The sequence below is a fragment of the Geothrix sp. 21YS21S-4 genome (assembly GCF_030845995.1).
GTDB lineage: Bacteria > Acidobacteriota > Holophagae > Holophagales > Holophagaceae > Geothrix.
In genome coordinates this window covers 2,351,518-2,366,950 of sequence record NZ_CP132719.1, presented here as the reverse complement: position 1 = coordinate 2,366,950, position 15,433 = coordinate 2,351,518, and the positions used below count along the sequence as shown (strand labels likewise).

The following is a 15,433-nucleotide window of genomic DNA, read 5'->3' as shown; positions in this document are numbered from 1 at the left end:
AAGCTCCTTAGAGGGCGGATTCATCCGAAGCGAGCTGCCTCCAGAATGCCGCAAAGCCATCGGGCTGCAAGGAAACCTGCCCTTGCAGCTGGCGTGCCAGGGTCTGGAAGGCCTGGGCGGACGGACTGCGCGGGAAGAGGTCCACCACGCCCCGCTGCTGGCGCACCGCCTGCAGGATGTGGGGATCGGAAGGGACCATGCCCAGCACGCGGAGCTGCTTCCCCAGGAACCGCTCGGTGGCGGCCTGGAGCTGCTCGATGGTCTCCTGCGCCTCGTCCGCGCTCTGGCCGTTGTTCACCAGGAGCCACAGCGGCTTCGACGCGTCGCGGAGGTGCAGGACCTTCACCATGGCGTAGGCGTCCACCAGGCTGGTGGGCTCGGGGGTCGTCACCAGAATCACTTCCTGCGCCGCCATCAGGAGCTTGATGACGGAATCGTGGATCCCCGCGGCGGTGTCGATCAGCAGCCAGTCGGCGGTTTCCGCCACCCGCTGGAGACCCTGGACCAGCCGCAGTTCGCTCATCGTGTCGAGGCGAGTGAGTTCCTGGATCCCGCTGCTGGCGGGAATGATCCGCACCCCCAGCGGGCCGTCGAGAAGGATCTCCTCCAGCACCTTCTCTCCGCGGAGGACGTGCTCGAGCGTGTACTTCGGCGACAGGCCCAGGAGGATGTCCAGGTTGGCGAGGCCGAAGTCCGCGTCCATGACCACCACGCGCTGGCCCTTCTGGGCGAGCGACAGGGCCAGGCCGGCGACGACGTTGGTCTTGCCCACGCCGCCCTTGCCGGAGGTGATGGCGAGGACCCGGGCGGAGAAGAGGGGCGCTTCGGGGCGCTGCTTCTGGGCGAGGCTGCGGAGCCGGGATGCCTGGTCGCTGCTCATTCGGCCTCCTTCACGGGAGCGGGGAGGATCAGGTCGGCCACGCGGCGGCTGGTGGCCAGCTCCAGGGCCTCGGGCACTTCCTGGCCCGTTCCCAGGTAGCTGAGGGGCCGCTTGACCCGCACGAGGGTGCTGAGGATGGGACCGTAGGTGGAGGTCTCGTCCAGCTTGGTGAACAGCAGCCGCGTCGGGTGGAGGGGCTCGTAGCGGGCGGCGATCTCGGTCAGGTCGCGGGGCTTGGTGGTGGCCGACATCACGAGGTGCGTCTCCACCTCCGGCAGCTCGTCCAGCAGGCCGCGCAACTGGCCCAGGGTCTCGGTGTCCTTGGGGCTGTGGCCCGGCGTGTCGATCAGCACCAGCGCCCGGTCCTGGTAGAAGCGGAGGGCGCTGCGCAGGTCCTCCACCGTCAGAGCCACGTGCAGCGGCACCTGCAGGATCTGGGCGTACTGCTGGAGCTGGTCCACTGCCGCCATGCGGTAGGTGTCCAGGGTCAGGAGAGCCACCTTCTGCTTGAGGTGGAGCTGGGCGTAGGCGGCCAGCTTGGCGAGGGTGGTGGTCTTGCCCACCCCCGTGGGGCCCACCAGGGCGGCCACGCGCATCTTGCCGGGATCGAGCTGGATGGGGGGCGCGACGGGGATGAAGTCGGCGATCACCCGGCGGAGGAACAGGCGCGCGCGCTCGGCATCGACCACGCCCGCCGCCGTGTCGCCGTCCTGGTCCACCAGGGCGCGCTGGGCGTACTCGCACAGCCGGAGGGCGACCAGGGGCTCCACGTCGTTGGCCACCAGATCGCCGTACAGCTCCAGGAGGCTGGAGGGAAGCTGGAGCTGGGCCGGAGGCATGCCCTGCCGCTGGATGCGGTTGAGCAGCGACTTCATCTGATCCAGCTCTTTCAGGATGGAGGTGTTGCGCTGGTCGTTGTCCTTGAGGGCCGCCACCGCGCCCTTGATCTCCAGCAGCTCCCGGCGCAGGGGCTGCAGGTCCATGGGCGGGGCCGGCGGCGAAGGCGGAGCGGGGGGCGGTCCCGAGCGGGCGGCGGAACGGGCCGGAGGCGCGGGTTTCGGAGCAGCCGCTTCCAGCGGAGGCCGCAGCCCGTAGGTGAGGGGCGGGGCGGGATGGGCGGGAACGGACGGCTTGGCGGGCGTTTCGTCCACCGCCGCCGTGACCTCGATGACGGCTTCCTCCCCAAGGCCCAAGGCCGAGGGGCGGCGGCGGGTGCGGGTGGAGAGGATGAACGCCTCCTCGCCCATCTCGCGCTTCACGACATCCAGGGCGTCCTGCATGGATCCGGCTTCAAAGGTCTTCACGCGCATGGATGGGCCTTCACGACACGGTGCCGAGGTTGACGACGCGGACGTCCATGGGGACCTCGCTGTGGCTCAGGACCACCAGATGGGGCAGGGCGCGCTCCAGCAGGCGGCGGAGGTGCGGGCGCACCACCGGGTTGGTGAGCAGCACGGGCTGGGCGCCGGGCAGGAGGGACGCGATCCCGTTGGCGATCCGGGAGAGCAGTTCCTGGGTGCGGCCCGGTTCCAGGGCGAGGAAGCTCCCCCGGTCCGTCTGCTCGATGCCCCCCTGGAGGGCCTGTTCGATCTGGGGATCCAGCACCAGGACGCCCAGCTCTCCCGTGTCGGACAGGTGCGGGCTGGTGAGCACCCGGCCCATGGCCTGGCGGACGTACTCGGTGATGAAGCCCAGGTCCTTGGTCATGGTCGCGGCGTCGGCGGTGGCCTCCAGGATCCGGCCCAGGTCGCGGACGGGGACCCGCTCCCGCAGCAGGTTGTGCATGACCTTCTGCAGCGTGGTGACGCTCACCACATTGGGGATGAGGTCGTCCACCAGCTTGGGGGTGCTCTCCTTGAGGGTGTCGAGGAGGTGCTGGACTTCCGGCCGTCCCAGGAGTTCGGGGGCGTGCTGCTTGATGAGTTCGGAGAGGTGGGTGGTGAGCACCGTCGCGGGCTCGACCACCGTGTAGCCCAGCATCTGCGCCCGATCGCGCTGGGCGTCCGGAATCCAGTAGGCGGGCAGGCCAAAGGCGGGTTCCGTCGTGGACGTGCCCGTCAGATCCTCGGTGGCGGTGCCTGGGTTCATGGCCATGAACTGGCCGGGCTGGAGCTCCGCGCGGGCGATCTCCTCGCCCCGCAGCAGCAGCCGGTAGGTGTGCGGAGGGAGCTGCAGGTTGTCCCGGATGCGGACGGGGGGGACGACGATCCCCAGTTCCTGGGCCATCTGGCGGCGGACGGCCTTGATTCGCTCCAGGACCGTTCCGCCCTGGTTCACGTCGAGAAGGGGAATGAGGCTGTAGCCCACTTCCAGCCCGAGGGGATCCACCTTGAGGAGACCCTCCACCTTTTCGGAGGTGTCGGCCGCCGCGGCCTTGGCCTTCTCGGCCGCGGCGGCAGCTTCGGCGGCGACGGCGGAGGGCTTGGGCAGCTTCCAGGTGGCGTAGGCCATCACGCCGAAGATCGCGGCCATGGCCCAGAAGGGGAACAGCGGCAGGCCGGGCACCGCCCCGAAGAGCAGCAGGACGGAGGCTGCGATCGCCAGGGGCCGGTGGTCCGCGCCCAACTGGCCGAGGACCTGGCTACCCAGGCCGGTGGCGTCGCTGCCGCTGCGGGTGGTGAGGATGGCGCCGCCGACGCTGATGAGCAGGCTGGGGATCACCGTCACCAGGCCGTCGCCCACCGTCAGGAGGGTGTAGACCTCCAGGGCCTGGGACACCGGCAGGTTGTACTGGATCACGCCGAGCAGGATGCCCGCCACGATGTTGACGGCCAGGATGATCAGGGCCGCCACCGCGTCGCGCTGGGTGAACTTCACGGCGCCGTCCATGGCGCCGTAGAAGCCCGCTTCTTCCTGCAGATCCTTGCGACGCTTGCGGGCTTCCTGCTCGTCGATGTAGCCGGCGTTCAGGTCGGCGTCGATGGCCATCTGCTTGCCGGGCAGGGCGTCCAGGGTGAAGCGGGCGGTCACTTCCGCGATGCGGCCCGCGCCGTGGTTGATCACCAGGAACTGGATGGCCAGGAGGATCAGGAACACCACCAGGCCGATGACGTAGCTCCCGCCCACCACGAACTGGCCGAAGGCCTTCACCATGTGCCCGGCGGCGTCCGCGCCCTGGTCCCCGGCGTAGAGCAGGATCCGCCGGGTGGTGGCCACGTTGATGGCCAGGCGGAACAGGGTGATGACCAGCAGGACCGAAGGATAGGAGCTGAATTCCTTGGGCTTGGGGACGTACATCCCCACCATCAGGATCAGCAGGCTGAGGGTGACGTTCAGGACGATGAGCAGGTCCAGCATGAACGCCGGCAGCGGCAGGACCATTACCACCAGGACGACCATCACGAAGACGGGCGCAGCCAGATCCGACCGCCTCGACAGGCGGGCCATGAACGGAAGCAAGCGGTCCAGGAAGGTCAACATACCGACACCCGGAGGGTGCGGGGCGAGGGGTGTGCCAAAGCGGGCGGGGGCCCCCTGACCTAGACCCGCTTGACCCGACCACGGCTTCACCCCCGAGGCTGGGCTCCGGGGAAGGATCCCCTGGAGAGACCGATGATCGAAGCGCCCGTGCCCGAGGCCGCCCTGCGCCTGTCCTGCACCCACGTCATGCATCTGGCCCATCCCCCTTCGGCCGTGTTCCCGCTCCTGTGCCCCGTCCGGGAGCGGGAATGGCTGGAAGGCTGGGACGCCCGGATGCTTCATTCCGTTAGCGGCCTGGCCGAGCCCGGTGCCGTGTTCACCAGCCCGGGGCCCGACGGCTCCGAATGGGTCTGGACCGTGAGCCGCCACGAGCCTCCGGCCGCCGTGCAATTCGTGGTGTACGCCCCAGGCTCCCTCGTCACGGTGCTGGACATCGCCCTGGAGGCCGAGACGGGCGGGTCCCGCGTGAGCTGGACCTACACCCTGACGGCCCTCGATCCCACCCGGGAAGGGTTCCACCGGGAGTACCTGGCCGCCCTGCCGGCCCGACTGGCGGCGCTGGAGGCCAAGCTCGCCCATTTCCTCCGGACCGGAGCGTGCCTGGTGGGCGCGCCCTGATCCGGGAAGTACAGTGACCCATGCCCACCATCAGCGCCCTCGCCCGGCGGTTCGGCCTGTCCCGGAGCGCCCTCCTCTACTACGACCGCATCGGCCTCCTCCGGCCCGGGAGCCGCAGCGCCAAGGACTACCGGCGCTACGGCGAAGCCGAGGAGGTCCGGCTGGAGCGGATCTGCGCCTACCGCCGGGCCGGCGTGCCCCTCGCGGAGATCCGCCGCCTGCTGGACGGGCCGGAACGGGCGGTGGCGGGCATCCTCGAAGGCCGCCTCCGCACCTTGGATGAGGAGATCCGGCGCCTCCGCGGCCAGCAGCGGGTGATCGGCGGTTTCCTGCGGAATCCGGACCTGCTGGGCGAGCCCGCCTTGGACAAGGCCACCTGGGTGGCCCTCCTCCGGGCCTCGGGCTTCACCGATGCGGACATGGACCGCTGGCATGCCACCTTCGAGGCGGCGGATCCCCTGCGCCATCAGCGGTTCCTGGCCTTCCTGGGGCTCTCGGAGGAGGAGATCGCGCGGATCCGCGCGGCCTCGGCGGGTCCCCTCAGCGGGGAAGCTTCAGGGCGTCCCACCGTTCCGCCGGATGGAGGCGGCAGCGCCAGCCCGCCCAGCTCACCCGCTGGAAGCTGACGGTTCCCGGCCAGGGCACCCGGTCCAGCCAGGTCCGCAGGGCCCGCTGAAGGCGGAGCCGCTGTTCCGGCGCCAGGGCGGTGTCGGCGCCCACCCAGGTTCCGGGGCGGCGGGCTTTCACCTCCAGCAGGCGCAACTCCGGTCCCCGGCTCAGGAGCAGGTCCAGTTCATAGCGACCCACCTTCCGCCGCCAGGCCACCAGATCCCAGCCCCGAGCCCACATCAGCCACAGCGTCAGCCGTTCGACGCGCAGTCCCAGCCGTCGGGCGGCTTCCCCGCGCCTAGACGCGGGCATGAGGATGAGCCTTCAAGACTGAAACGGACCACCACCAAGGCACCAAGACACCAAGAAAAGCAAAGGTCTCTTCCTTGTCTGTCCTTGGTGTCTTGGTGCCTTGGTGGTGGATCTTTCCCGCCATGGACTATTCCTCCCGCCTCGGCAGCAGCAGGCTGCGCTGGACGCGTTCGAGGTTGCCCTGGAGGCGGACGATCTTCCAGGCGAGCAGCATGGCGTAGCCCAGCCAGACCCACAGCAGGCGGGGATCGACGGGCGTGCGCTTGAGGGCGTCGGTGCCCAGGTCCAGGCGCAGGCCTTGGAGGTACCAGACCACGGCGCCGAAGGCGATCACCAGGTGGCCCCACCGGATCCAGAAAGGGCGTAACCCCTCCTTGGCCTTCCAGCGGAGAAGCAGCCAGCGGTCGAAGCGGTCGCTCTTCTGTTCCGCGAAATGGAGGGCCAGGAGCTGATCCACGAGGGGGGCGTAGCGGTGGACCTTCAGTTCCTGGATCTCCTCCTCGCCGTTCACTTTGCGGAGGAAGGCGGAGCGGATCTTGCCGACGCATTCCTCCCAGGGCGCCTCCTCCCGGTGAAGAGAGAGCTGGAGGCGCACCAGCCCCACCCACAGGAGGGCCTGGGCCATGAGCACCAGCCACAGGGACCATCCCTGCCAGCCCTGGGTGCGGACGAGGTCGAGGAAGCGGGAGAGGTCCATGGGGGGAAGTCTAGCGCTACCATTCCCGGACCGGCGCTCGACCGGGGGGAGGGTCCTGTGGCGGACGATCTTAAGACGGCGGTGAACTGGGCGAAGGAACTGGGCGTGCCGGAGAAGAAGTTCAAGGACGCCCTCAAGGCCGCGGGCATCGCGCCGGACGCCAAGAAGGGCGTGTGCGCCTACTATTCCCAGGCCTCCGCGGAAAAAGCCAAGAAGGCCCTCGGCTGACGGGGTTGCTCCGCAGGGCTTTGGGGGAGAATGCTACGCTTTCCTCGCCCCACCCCGACAGTCCAGGTTCCGAGGTTGCCCCCGTCTCCGCGCCTTGATTCCGGACGCGGGCGCTCCGGAGGACCCGTGCCCATCCCGCTTTCCTTTTCCCAGTTCCTGCGCCGTCTGGCGGCGGGCTCCGCGCTGCTCGCGGCCCTGGCCTGCGGCGGAGGGGGGGGAGGCGGCGGGGCCGCAGTGGTGCCGCCCCCGGCGACGGCCGGTTCCTGGGGCTCCGCCCAGGTGCTGGAGACCAACCTTCTCTTCGACTCCTACAACCCCCAGGTGGCCGTGGACGGTTCCGGCCGCGCCCTGGTGGTGTGGTTCCGGACGCTGGGCGGCCCGGCCGATATCTGGGCGAAGGTCTACCAACCGGGCACCGGGTGGCAGCCGGAGGGAACCATCGAATCCCTGGACGGCGACGCGGCCTATCCGGTGGTGACCGTCAGCGGGAATGGGGCCTTCTTCGTGGCCTGGGAACAGACGCCGGTCGTCGGATCCACCGCCGTGTACGTGAACCGCTACGTCCCGGGCTCGGGGTGGAGCGGCCCCCTGAAGGTGAGCACAGGGACGGCGGCAGCCGCCTACCCGTCGGTGGCGGCGGACGGTTCCGGAAACGCCATCGTGGCGTGGCACCAGCAGAACGCCTCCGGCTACTACGAAATCCAGGCGACCCGCTTCGACGCCGGCACCGGCTTCTGGTCGGCGCCCACGATCCTGGGGACCAGTTCCTCCACCAACAACTACGTCCCCTGCGCCGCGATGGATCCGGCGGGGAATGGGTTCGTCGCATGGAATCGCGCCGTCGATGTGGAGAGTGGCCCTGCGGCGGTGTGCGCCGCCCTCTACCGCCGCAGCCAGGGCTGGCAGGCGGGCCCTATCCCCAGCCTCCAGGTGGGCCTGGAAAGTCGGGATGACGCCTACGGCTGTTCACTCGCCATGAGCGCCGGCGGCGCGGTGCTGGGCTGGGCTGAGAGCGTCAACGGAAGCGACTACCGCCCCTACGCCCGGGTGTGGAACCCCGCGACCGGCGTGTGGAGCGCGGCGTCGCCCATGACCACGGCCGCGGGCGACGTTCCGCGCGTGGGCATCGACGCCACGGGCTACGCCTACGGCGCCTGGCTCCAGTACTCCGCTGGGTCGTGGAACGACATCTATCTGGCCAGCCGCCCGCCATCGGGGGCCTGGACGGCCTCCACCCAGCCCCTCGATACGCAATCGGGGGAGATCGGAAGCCTCGCGCTCCACGTCAATGCGGCGGGCTCCGCAGCGCTGGTGTGGAACCAGAACGTGGGTTCCGTGGCCAGCATCTTCGGCGCCCATTTCGACGTCACGCGGGGGTGGGATTCCGCGCGCCTCCTGGAGACGAGCGACGCCGGCATGGCCTATGCCCCTTCCGTCCAGGTCTCGAGCTCCGGATCGGCCATCGCCACGTGGTACCAGAAGGACGCGAGCGGCATCCGCCACATCTACGCCAACCGCTGGAACTGAGTTCACCTCCGCAGACAGGACTCACCGCCCAGAGGAACCTTGGCGGTGAGTCCTGTCCTTCGGTTGAAGCGCGATCAGACCTTGTTCCAGGCCACTTCGCCCAGGCGGAGGAAGGCCTCTCCGTCCAGTCCCCGGTCTTCGGCGCGCTGGATCAGGCATTGCAGGGCTTCGGCGGTGGCCTCGGCGTCCTGGAGGGCGCGGTGGGCGCGGGTGTTGGTGATCCCCAGGTGGGCGCAGACGTCGGCCAGGCTGCGCTTGGGCAGCTCGGGGAGGAGTTCCTTGGCGAGGAGGCGGGTGCAGATCAGCCGGTGGCGGCGCCAGATCCCCTCGGGCAGCCAGGCCTTGAGGAAGCTGCCGTCGTAGGGCGCGTAGTGGGCGACCCACACGCGGCCCTCCAGCCGGGGCGCCACTTTCAGGGCGACCTGTTCCCAGGGCGGAGCGCCCGCCAGCATGGGGAGGCTGATCCCCGTCAGGCGCTGGATCTCTTCCGGCAGAAAGCCCTCGATGGCAGCGAGGCTGGAGAACCGGTCCTCCACGACCATGCCCGACAGGCCCACCACGCCCACTTCGGTGATCTCGGAGGCCCGGATAAACCGCCCCTCCTTGTTCCACCGGCTCTTGGGGCTGCCGCCCGTCGTCTCCAGATCGAGCACCGCGAACCGCAGTTCCCGCAGGGCGGGAGATCCGGTTTCGAGGAGCGGTTCCTGGATCATGCGCTGATCAGGGTCTTCAGCCCATCCCTGAACAGCACGTCCACTTTCCGTCCCACGCGCCGCTGGACCCGGCCTAGGCCGAAGCTGGGATGGTCCATCCACGCGCCCTCTTCCCAGCGGGTCGCCACGGAATAAGGGCGGGCCAGCGCGCCGCCCTGCTCGCGGGCCATGACCTCCTGGAACTGGGAGAACAGCGAACCCGGGCGGGGACCACCGGCCTTGGCCGCCGCGGGGATCCGGGGCGAGCGGGGCAGGGGCTCGGGCCGCGCCGCGCGGAACTTGTGGACGGAGCGGCAATTGCCGCAGATGAGCTGTTCCGGAACGCCGTTCGTGACGGTCAGGATCTGGTGGCGGGTCTCCCCGCCGCAGCGGCCGCAGGGTGCATCGACGTCCTGGCCGGCGTAGTAAGTCTTCGTCATGACATCAGATTAGCATTGCGGGGAAGGATTCAGCCCAGGAGAGCCTTCACCTGGGCCAGCCGCCGCTCCTTTTCCTCGGCCTGGGCGCGCAGTTTCGCGACGGCCGCTTCCGGAGCCTTGGTGACGAAACTGTCGTCCGCCAGGCGCCCACGGAGGGGTTCCAGTTCCTTCTCCAGCTTGGCCAGTTCCTTCTCCAGCTTGGCCTTCTCCGCCGCCGGGTCCTTGAGGCCCGCCAGTTCCAGAGCCACGGTCCCGCCCGCCACCACGGCCACGGCGCGGGTGGGCGAGGCCAGGTCCGCCTGGGTGAAGGTCACGGATTCGAGCCGCGCGATGGATTTGAGGGCCTCGGCGAAGGGCTCCAGTTCCGCCAGGGAACAGAAGGCCGCCACCCGCTTGGCCGGATCCACGCCCTGTTCCGCCTTGAGGCGCAGGAACGCGGAGAGCACTTCCTGGAAGCGGGGGATAAGCGCTGGCTTGCCGCCTTGGGTGCGGAGGAGCGGCTCATCCATGGGCCAGCTTCTCAGCGTGAGCAGGGTCGGTTCCGCGGTCGGCAGGCGGGGGGCGATCACCGCCTCGTGGATCTCTTCCGTGAGGAACGGCACGAAGGGGTGCAGGGCGCGCAGCAGGATGTCCAGGAAGCGCAGGATGGCGGCCTTCTGGGCGGCGGTCCCGTTCTGGAGCTGCACCTTGGCCAGCTCGATGTAGGTGGCGCAGAAGTCGTCGTAGACCAGGTGGTACAGCCGTTCCGCGGCGTCGTGGAACCGGAAGGCTTCGAGCGATTCGGTGATCGCCGTGAGTTCGTCCCGCAGGCGGCCCACCATCCAGAACTCGGCTTCGCCGAATTCCGGCTCCGTCGCCAGCGTGATCGAATCGTCCAGGTTCATCTGGACGAACCGCGAGGCGTTCCACAGCTTGTTGCAGAAGTTGCGGCTGGCTTCGAGCCGCGCGGGGCTCATGGCGATGTCGGTTCCCGGCGCCGCCATGATGGACAGGGCGAAGCGCAGGGCGTCGGTGCCGTACTCCTCCATCACCTCCAGCGGATCGATGACGTTGCCCTTGGTCTTGCTCATCTTCTGGCCGCTGGCGTCGCGCACCAGGCTGTTGAAGTAGACCTTGCGGAAAGGCACCTCGCCCATCCAGGTGAGGCCGGCCATGGCCATGCGCGCCACCCAGAAGAACAGGATGTCGTAGCCGGTGATCAGCACGCTGGTGGGGTAGTAGCGCTTCAGGTCCGGCGTCTCGTCCGGCCAGCCGAACACGCTGAACGGCCACAGCGCCGACGAGAACCAGGTGTCCAGCGTGTCCGGATCCTGGATGAGATTCTTGGATCCGCAGGCGCAGGCCGCGGGGGCCTCCAGCTCCACGTGGAGCGTGCCGCAGGCGCCGCAGGTCCACGCGGGGATGCGGTGGCCCCACACCAGCTGGCGGCTGATGCACCAGTCCTGGATGTTGGTCAGCCAGTGCTCCCACACGGCGACGTGGTGCTCGGGCGTGAACTGGATGCGCCCGTCGCGCACCGCCGCCAGCGCCCCGGCCGCGGCTTCCTTCACGTCCATGAACCACTGCTCGCTGACGAGCGGCTCCAGGACGGCGCCGCTGCGGTCGCTGAGGCTGATCTTGTGGGTGTAGTCCTCCACCTTCACGAGGAAACCCTGTTCCTCCAGATCCGCCACGATCCGCTTGCGGGCCTCGAACCGGTCCAGGCCCGCGTAGGCGCCCGCGGCTTCGGTCATCTTCGCGTCGAACCCGATGACGGCGATGGAGGGCAGCTTGAGGCGCTGGCCCGCGGAGAAGTCGTTGGGATCGTGGGCGGGCGTGACCTTCACGCAGCCGGTGCCGAAGGCGGGATCCACGAAGGTATCCGCCACCAGCGGAATCTGACGGCCTGTCAGCGGGTGGTCCATCAGCTTGCCGATCAGGTGCCGGTAGCGCTCGTCGTCGGGATGCACGGCCACCGCCGTGTCGCCCAGCATCGTCTCGGGGCGCGTGGTGGCCACCACGATGTCGCCGCTGCCGTCCGCCAGGGGATAGCGGAGGTGCCACAGCTTGCCGCGCCGCTCCTCGTATTTCACTTCGAGATCGCTCAGCGCCGTCTGGAGAGCCGGATCCCACTGGATCATGCGCGGGCCGCGGTAGATGCGGCCGGCCTTGTAGCTCTCCACGAAGACCTTGCGCACGGCCTTGTTGAGGGCGGGGTCCAGGGTGAAGCGGTTGCGGGTCCAGTCCACGGAACTGCCCAGGCGCTTGAGCTGGTGTTCGATGGCGCCCTGGTTCTTCTCCTTCCAGTCCCAGATGCGCTGCTCGAAGGCCTCGCGGCCCAGCTGGTGGCGATCGGTCCCTTCGGCCTTGAGCTGGCGCTCGACCATCATCTGGGTGGCGATCCCGGCGTGGTCCGTCCCCGGCACCCACAGGGCGTCGAAGCCCTGGGCCCGCTTGAAGCGCGTGAGCACGTCGTGGAGCGTGTTCACCAGGGCATGGCCCATGTGCAGGTTGCCGGTGATGTTGGGCGGCGGGATGACGATGGACCAGGGCTCCTTGCCGCTCTCCGGCGCCGCCTCGAAGGCGCGGGCCTCCTCCCACACGGCGTACCAGCGGGTCTGCGCCGTCCTGAAGTCGAAAGCCTTGTCCATCTCGCGCATGGAAGTCCCCTGGGCCGAGGACTGCGGGTTCCCGGCGCCGAATGGATCAGTCTACCGGTGGCCCCGGGCCGCTTCCAGCATTGACGCGGATCACGGCGGGCGCCGGAGGCCGCGTGGGATAAAGGAACCGTCGCCGGCCAGGACGGGGCGGGAGGGCACATGCGTCCACGTGGATTCGGGATCCTAGCGGTGGCCGGCCTGCTGGCCGGAGGGATCGCCTTCGCGGAGGAGCGGCCCCTCCCCGCGCCCCACGCCAAGGCCAACGTGATCTGCCACGACTGCCACCACAAGGAGAAGCCGACTTCGGCGGCAGTGGCGGACGAGGCCTGCATGGTGTGCCACGGCGACTATCCGGCGATGAAAGCCCTCACGAAGCACGTGAAGCCCAACCCCCACGACTCCCACAAGGGCCCGATCCCCTGCACCGAATGCCACCGTCAGCACCGCCCGCCGGCGGTGAAGTGCCTGGAGTGCCACGAGGGGAAATACACTTTCCACATCAAGTGAGGCCCATGTCCCCGTCCCGCGCCCTTCTCCTTCCCTGCACCCTTCTTCTGGGCGCGGCCCTCTCCGCGGCGCCCCTGGAGGGCGTGATCCAGCCCTTCCGCCAGGTGGAGGTCAGCGCCCCCGTCTCCAGCCGGGTGGAGCAGGCGAAGGTCCAGGAAGGGGAGGCCGTGAAGGCGGGCCAGCCCCTGGCGCTGCTCTACGCGAAGTTGGAGGAACTAGAGGCCGAGCGCACCAAGGCATTGCTGGAGCGCCGGGAATTCGAGGCCAAGGGCGCCAAGCGCCTCTACGACAGTAAGGTGATCCCCGAGTCCAAAGCCGTGGAGTGCCGGCTGGATCTGGAACTGGCGCGCCTGCAGTACGAGGCCGCGGCGGAGCAGGTCCGGCTGCGCACCGTCCTGGCGCCCATGGACGGCGTGGTGGTGCAGCGGTACCGGGAAGTCGGCGAGGCCGTCTCCAGTGGCCAGCCCCTGTTCCGGCTGGTGGACCTCAGCCGGGTGGTGGTCCAGTGCGCGGCCGATCCCGCGGCGGTGGCCCCCCTGGCCGTCGGCGCCAAGGTTCGGGTGCGCCTGCCGCAGCTGGGCGAGCAGGCGGAGGCGGACGGCGAGGTGACGCTCGTGGATCCCTGCGCCGACGCCCGCGGGAAGGTGCGCGTCAAAGTCGTGGTCCCCAATCCCGGCGGCCGGATTCGGACGGGCCTGCCGGCGCAGATCCTGCTGCCCTGAACGCCGGTCGTCCGGAAAGACGGGATTCAAAGCATTTAAAAGATAGGGATCACCGCCAAGACGCCAAGTTAAAGCAGGAAGCTTCTGTCCTTACTTGGTGCCTTGGTGGTGAAAGTCTTCATGGCCTGGAAAAGAAACACCACCAAGACACGAAGACACCAAGAAAAGCAGCCTGAGCCCCTGCTTTTCTTGGCGCCCTTGGCGTCTTGGCGGTGAAAAGAAACCCCTTGGCAGTGATCGCCTCTGGGGATCAGGCCTCCAGGAACCGCTCGGGCCGGAAGCCGGTGACCATGGCGCCCCAGTGGCGGCCGTCCACGTGGATGGGCATGGAGAGGTCGTTCAGGATCTCGCCGGTGTCGCGCATGTAGGTCTGGAACAGGAAGGTCTCCGTGTTCCGGGAGCGGCGCTTTTCCGTCTCGACGTTGAAGTAGATCCGCTGGTGGCGGCTGTTCGCCACGTCCACCTTGGGATCGCCCGTGAGGGCATGGGAGGTGGCCGAATGGTGGATGGCCAGGTAGCCGTTGACGTCCAGCGCGACGGCGTAGATGGCGCCCAGGTCCCGTTGGGCCTCGTCGAACACCGGCTGGAGCTCCTTCGCGAAGGCCACGGCGTAGGACGTGAGGAACTTCTCGGGATGGGTGTTGGGCACCGGGCGGTAGTCCCGGTCGAACACGTCGAGGCCGCGCTGGGCCAGGCCGGCGATGCGGGTCTCCATCACCTCGCGCCAGTGGGCGGCGCGGTGGATGACGCCCTCCAGCTCGCCCTTGCCCGTCTTGAAGCGCGACACCAGCTCCAGCAGCTTTTCGGTGGCGAGGTTCATGTCGCGGGAGCAGCGGGTGGATTCCTCCAGGCGCCGGCCGGCGTCCACGCTGAGGGCGTGGATGTCCTGGACCTGGTGGTAGATCTCCGTGCTGACGGTGGAGATCCCGCCCACCGCGGAGGTGGTTTCCGACAACTGGGAGGTGTTGTTCTCGAAGTCGCCCATCAGCTTCTCGAAGTGGCCGGAGGCGCGGTCCAGGATGGTGGACGTGTCCCGGAAGCCGTGGTCGATCTCGCGGATCTCGGAGGCGGTCCGTTCCACGTCCTGGAGCATGTCGCCGATGTTGCGGGAGATCTCCTCGGTGGCTTCGCCCACCCGGTCCGACAGCTTGCGGACCTCCTCGGCCACCACGGCGAACCCGCGGCCCGCCTGGCCTGCGTGGGCGGCCTCGATGGTGGCGTTGAGGGCCAGGAGCTTGGTCTGGCCCGACACGCCCTCGATGAGCTGGACCACGTCGCTGATGCGGGCAGACTTCTCGCTGAGGCCCGCCACGAGCTGCGCGAAGTCCGTCAGGCGGCGGGTGGTCCGCTCCATTCCAGCGTTGGCGTCCGCCAGTTCGCCGTGGGTCAGGCGGGCGGATTCCAGGTTCTCCACGGTGGTTCCGGCGATCCCTTCGGTCACGCGGGCGATGCCGTCCACGGTCTGGGCCACTTCCTGGCTGGTGCGGGAGATGTGGGCGGAGAGGTCCCCCTGCCGCTGGGCGTCGACGGCGGAATCCGACGCCAGCTTGGACGTGCGGGTGGCGTCCACGGCGATGGCGAGCCCCAGCCGCTTGGACGCGTCCAGGATGTTGCGGATGTCCCCGGCGAACCGGTTGAAGCTGTCGGCCAGCCCGCGGATCTCGTCGTGGGTGTCCACCTCCACATCCTTGGAGAAGTCGCCGCTGCGGATGGTGGCGGAGATCTGGCGGATGGGGCCGGAGACCGAGAAGTGGAAGGCCAGGAACGCGCCCAGGCCGAGGATCGCCGCCGCGATGGGGATGACGATGGCGGCGAGCTCCGCCTGGGAGATGAGGGCCAGAACCTCCGCGGAGCCCTGGCCGCCCAGGCTCACCTTCAGTTGTTTCACCAGGTGCAGGGTGTGGGCGCTCAGCACCACCAGCAGGACGAACAGGGGCAGGATGCAGCCCAGGATCTTGCGGGGGATGGAATGGAAGAAGGCCTTCTCGGCAAGGTAATAGAGGGCCTTGATCAGCTTCATGGGGGCTCCGGTCTGTGGCGTCGACCGTGAGCCCCTGCGGGCAGGCCGCGGGCGCTCCTCAGGAGGCCCAAACCCCCTGATCGGCCGGGGACAGATGGGAATGAATCCGGAAATCAGCCCCC

15 protein-coding genes are annotated in these 15,433 nt (G+C 68.9%); 6 read left to right on the top strand and 9 right to left on the bottom strand.

Features of this window, described 5'->3' with window-relative positions; translation table 11 throughout:
* Window positions 1-7: 7 nt before the first annotated feature.
* The 3 genes from RAH39_RS10810 to flhA are packed head-to-tail and all read right to left on the bottom strand — an operon-like array spanning window position 8 to window position 4,300.
* Complete coding sequence (locus tag RAH39_RS10810) at window positions 8-880, bottom strand: MinD/ParA family protein (RefSeq protein ID WP_306590113.1); 873 nt, start codon at window positions 878-880, stop codon at window positions 8-10.
* Window positions 877-2,190, bottom strand: a complete 1,314-nt coding sequence (flhF, locus tag RAH39_RS10805; protein ID WP_306590112.1) for a flagellar biosynthesis GTPase FlhF — start codon at window positions 2,188-2,190, stop codon at window positions 877-879. The genes RAH39_RS10810 and flhF overlap by 4 nt, the downstream gene beginning before the upstream one ends.
* Window positions 2,191-2,200: 10 nt before the next feature.
* A complete protein-coding gene (gene flhA / locus RAH39_RS10800; RefSeq protein WP_306590111.1) occupies window positions 2,201-4,300 on the bottom strand; it encodes a flagellar biosynthesis protein FlhA in 2,100 nt (699 codons plus the stop codon).
* Between the two features lie 132 nt (window positions 4,301-4,432).
* Between flhA and RAH39_RS10795 the strand changes: the two genes are divergently transcribed.
* Window positions 4,433-4,918 (top strand): hypothetical protein, encoded by a 486-nt coding sequence (locus RAH39_RS10795; protein WP_306590110.1) that lies wholly within the window; start codon window positions 4,433-4,435, stop codon window positions 4,916-4,918.
* 20 nt (window positions 4,919-4,938) lie between these two features.
* Window positions 4,939-5,544: a MerR family transcriptional regulator gene (locus RAH39_RS10790; RefSeq protein ID WP_306590108.1), complete on the top strand. Its 606-nt coding sequence runs from the start codon at window positions 4,939-4,941 to the stop codon at window positions 5,542-5,544.
* Here the strand turns inward: RAH39_RS10790 and RAH39_RS10785 are convergent.
* Both RAH39_RS10785 and RAH39_RS10780 read right to left on the bottom strand, forming a co-directional pair.
* Window positions 5,459-5,839 (bottom strand): YraN family protein, encoded by a 381-nt coding sequence (locus RAH39_RS10785; protein ID WP_306590107.1) that lies wholly within the window; start codon window positions 5,837-5,839, stop codon window positions 5,459-5,461. The two genes, RAH39_RS10790 and RAH39_RS10785, sit on opposite strands and share 86 nt — an antisense overlap.
* Window positions 5,840-5,966: 127 nt before the next feature.
* Window positions 5,967-6,536, bottom strand: coding sequence for a hypothetical protein (locus RAH39_RS10780; RefSeq protein WP_306590106.1), 570 nt, complete (start codon window positions 6,534-6,536; stop codon window positions 5,967-5,969).
* A 57-nt stretch (window positions 6,537-6,593) separates the two neighbouring features.
* Between RAH39_RS10780 and RAH39_RS10775 the strand changes: the two genes are divergently transcribed.
* Together RAH39_RS10775 and RAH39_RS10770 are read left to right on the top strand one after the other, a co-directional pair.
* Window positions 6,594-6,764 carry a hypothetical protein gene (locus tag RAH39_RS10775; protein WP_306590105.1) on the top strand — a complete coding sequence of 57 codons (171 nt, stop codon included), beginning with the start codon at window positions 6,594-6,596 and terminating at the stop codon, window positions 6,762-6,764.
* A 126-nt stretch (window positions 6,765-6,890) separates the two neighbouring features.
* Window positions 6,891-8,291 carry a hypothetical protein gene (locus RAH39_RS10770; RefSeq protein WP_306590104.1) on the top strand — a complete coding sequence of 467 codons (1,401 nt, stop codon included), beginning with the start codon at window positions 6,891-6,893 and terminating at the stop codon, window positions 8,289-8,291.
* A 74-nt stretch (window positions 8,292-8,365) separates the two neighbouring features.
* Here RAH39_RS10770 and RAH39_RS10765 read toward each other — a convergent pair whose 3' ends face one another.
* From RAH39_RS10765 to RAH39_RS10755, 3 genes are read right to left on the bottom strand one after another with little or no spacing between them, the layout of a single operon-like run.
* On the bottom strand, window positions 8,366-9,004 hold the full coding sequence (locus tag RAH39_RS10765; RefSeq protein ID WP_306590103.1) for a 3'-5' exonuclease: 639 nt from the start codon (window positions 9,002-9,004) through the stop codon (window positions 8,366-8,368).
* Window positions 9,001-9,423 (bottom strand): hypothetical protein, encoded by a 423-nt coding sequence (locus RAH39_RS10760; protein ID WP_306590102.1) that lies wholly within the window; start codon window positions 9,421-9,423, stop codon window positions 9,001-9,003. Before RAH39_RS10760 ends, RAH39_RS10765 begins: the two co-directional genes overlap by 4 nt.
* Before the next feature lie 29 nt (window positions 9,424-9,452).
* Window positions 9,453-12,062 carry a valine--tRNA ligase gene (locus RAH39_RS10755; protein WP_306590101.1) on the bottom strand — a complete coding sequence of 870 codons (2,610 nt, stop codon included), beginning with the start codon at window positions 12,060-12,062 and terminating at the stop codon, window positions 9,453-9,455.
* Window positions 12,063-12,221: 159 nt separating this feature from the next.
* Here RAH39_RS10755 and RAH39_RS10750 point away from each other — a divergent pair, with 159 nt between their 5' ends.
* Window positions 12,222-12,569, top strand: coding sequence for a cytochrome c3 family protein (locus tag RAH39_RS10750; RefSeq protein WP_306590100.1), 348 nt, complete (start codon window positions 12,222-12,224; stop codon window positions 12,567-12,569).
* A gap of 5 nt (window positions 12,570-12,574) precedes the next feature.
* Complete coding sequence (locus tag RAH39_RS10745) at window positions 12,575-13,291, top strand: efflux RND transporter periplasmic adaptor subunit (protein WP_306590099.1); 717 nt, start codon at window positions 12,575-12,577, stop codon at window positions 13,289-13,291.
* 250 nt (window positions 13,292-13,541) lie between these two features.
* On the opposite strand, the gene RAH39_RS10740 is transcribed toward RAH39_RS10745, so the two are convergent.
* Window positions 13,542-15,311, bottom strand: coding sequence for a methyl-accepting chemotaxis protein (locus tag RAH39_RS10740; protein WP_306590098.1), 1,770 nt, complete (start codon window positions 15,309-15,311; stop codon window positions 13,542-13,544).
* Between the last annotated feature and the right edge of the window lie 122 nt (window positions 15,312-15,433).

Excerpts from the sequence above, each read along its gene's own strand:
- RAH39_RS10765 (WP_306590103.1), bottom strand. The coding sequence starts at position 9,004 with ATGATCCAGGAACCGCTCCTCGAAACCGGATCTCCCGCCCTGCGGGAA.
- RAH39_RS10810 (WP_306590113.1), bottom strand. The coding sequence starts at position 880 with ATGAGCAGCGACCAGGCATCCCGGCTCCGCAGCCTCGCCCAGAAGCAG.
- RAH39_RS10780 (WP_306590106.1), bottom strand. The coding sequence starts at position 6,536 with ATGGACCTCTCCCGCTTCCTCGACCTCGTCCGCACCCAGGGCTGGCAG.
- RAH39_RS10755 (WP_306590101.1), bottom strand. The coding sequence starts at position 12,062 with ATGCGCGAGATGGACAAGGCTTTCGACTTCAGGACGGCGCAGACCCGC.
- RAH39_RS10745 (WP_306590099.1), top strand. The coding sequence starts at position 12,575 with ATGTCCCCGTCCCGCGCCCTTCTCCTTCCCTGCACCCTTCTTCTGGGC.
- RAH39_RS10790 (WP_306590108.1), top strand. The coding sequence starts at position 4,939 with ATGCCCACCATCAGCGCCCTCGCCCGGCGGTTCGGCCTGTCCCGGAGC.
- RAH39_RS10740 (WP_306590098.1), bottom strand. The coding sequence starts at position 15,311 with ATGAAGCTGATCAAGGCCCTCTATTACCTTGCCGAGAAGGCCTTCTTC.
- RAH39_RS10760 (WP_306590102.1), bottom strand. The coding sequence starts at position 9,423 with ATGACGAAGACTTACTACGCCGGCCAGGACGTCGATGCACCCTGCGGC.
- RAH39_RS10795 (WP_306590110.1), top strand. The coding sequence starts at position 4,433 with ATGATCGAAGCGCCCGTGCCCGAGGCCGCCCTGCGCCTGTCCTGCACC.
- flhA (WP_306590111.1), bottom strand. The coding sequence starts at position 4,300 with ATGTTGACCTTCCTGGACCGCTTGCTTCCGTTCATGGCCCGCCTGTCG.
- flhF (WP_306590112.1), bottom strand. The coding sequence starts at position 2,190 with ATGCGCGTGAAGACCTTTGAAGCCGGATCCATGCAGGACGCCCTGGAT.
- RAH39_RS10750 (WP_306590100.1), top strand. The coding sequence starts at position 12,222 with ATGCGTCCACGTGGATTCGGGATCCTAGCGGTGGCCGGCCTGCTGGCC.
- RAH39_RS10785 (WP_306590107.1), bottom strand. The coding sequence starts at position 5,839 with ATGCCCGCGTCTAGGCGCGGGGAAGCCGCCCGACGGCTGGGACTGCGC.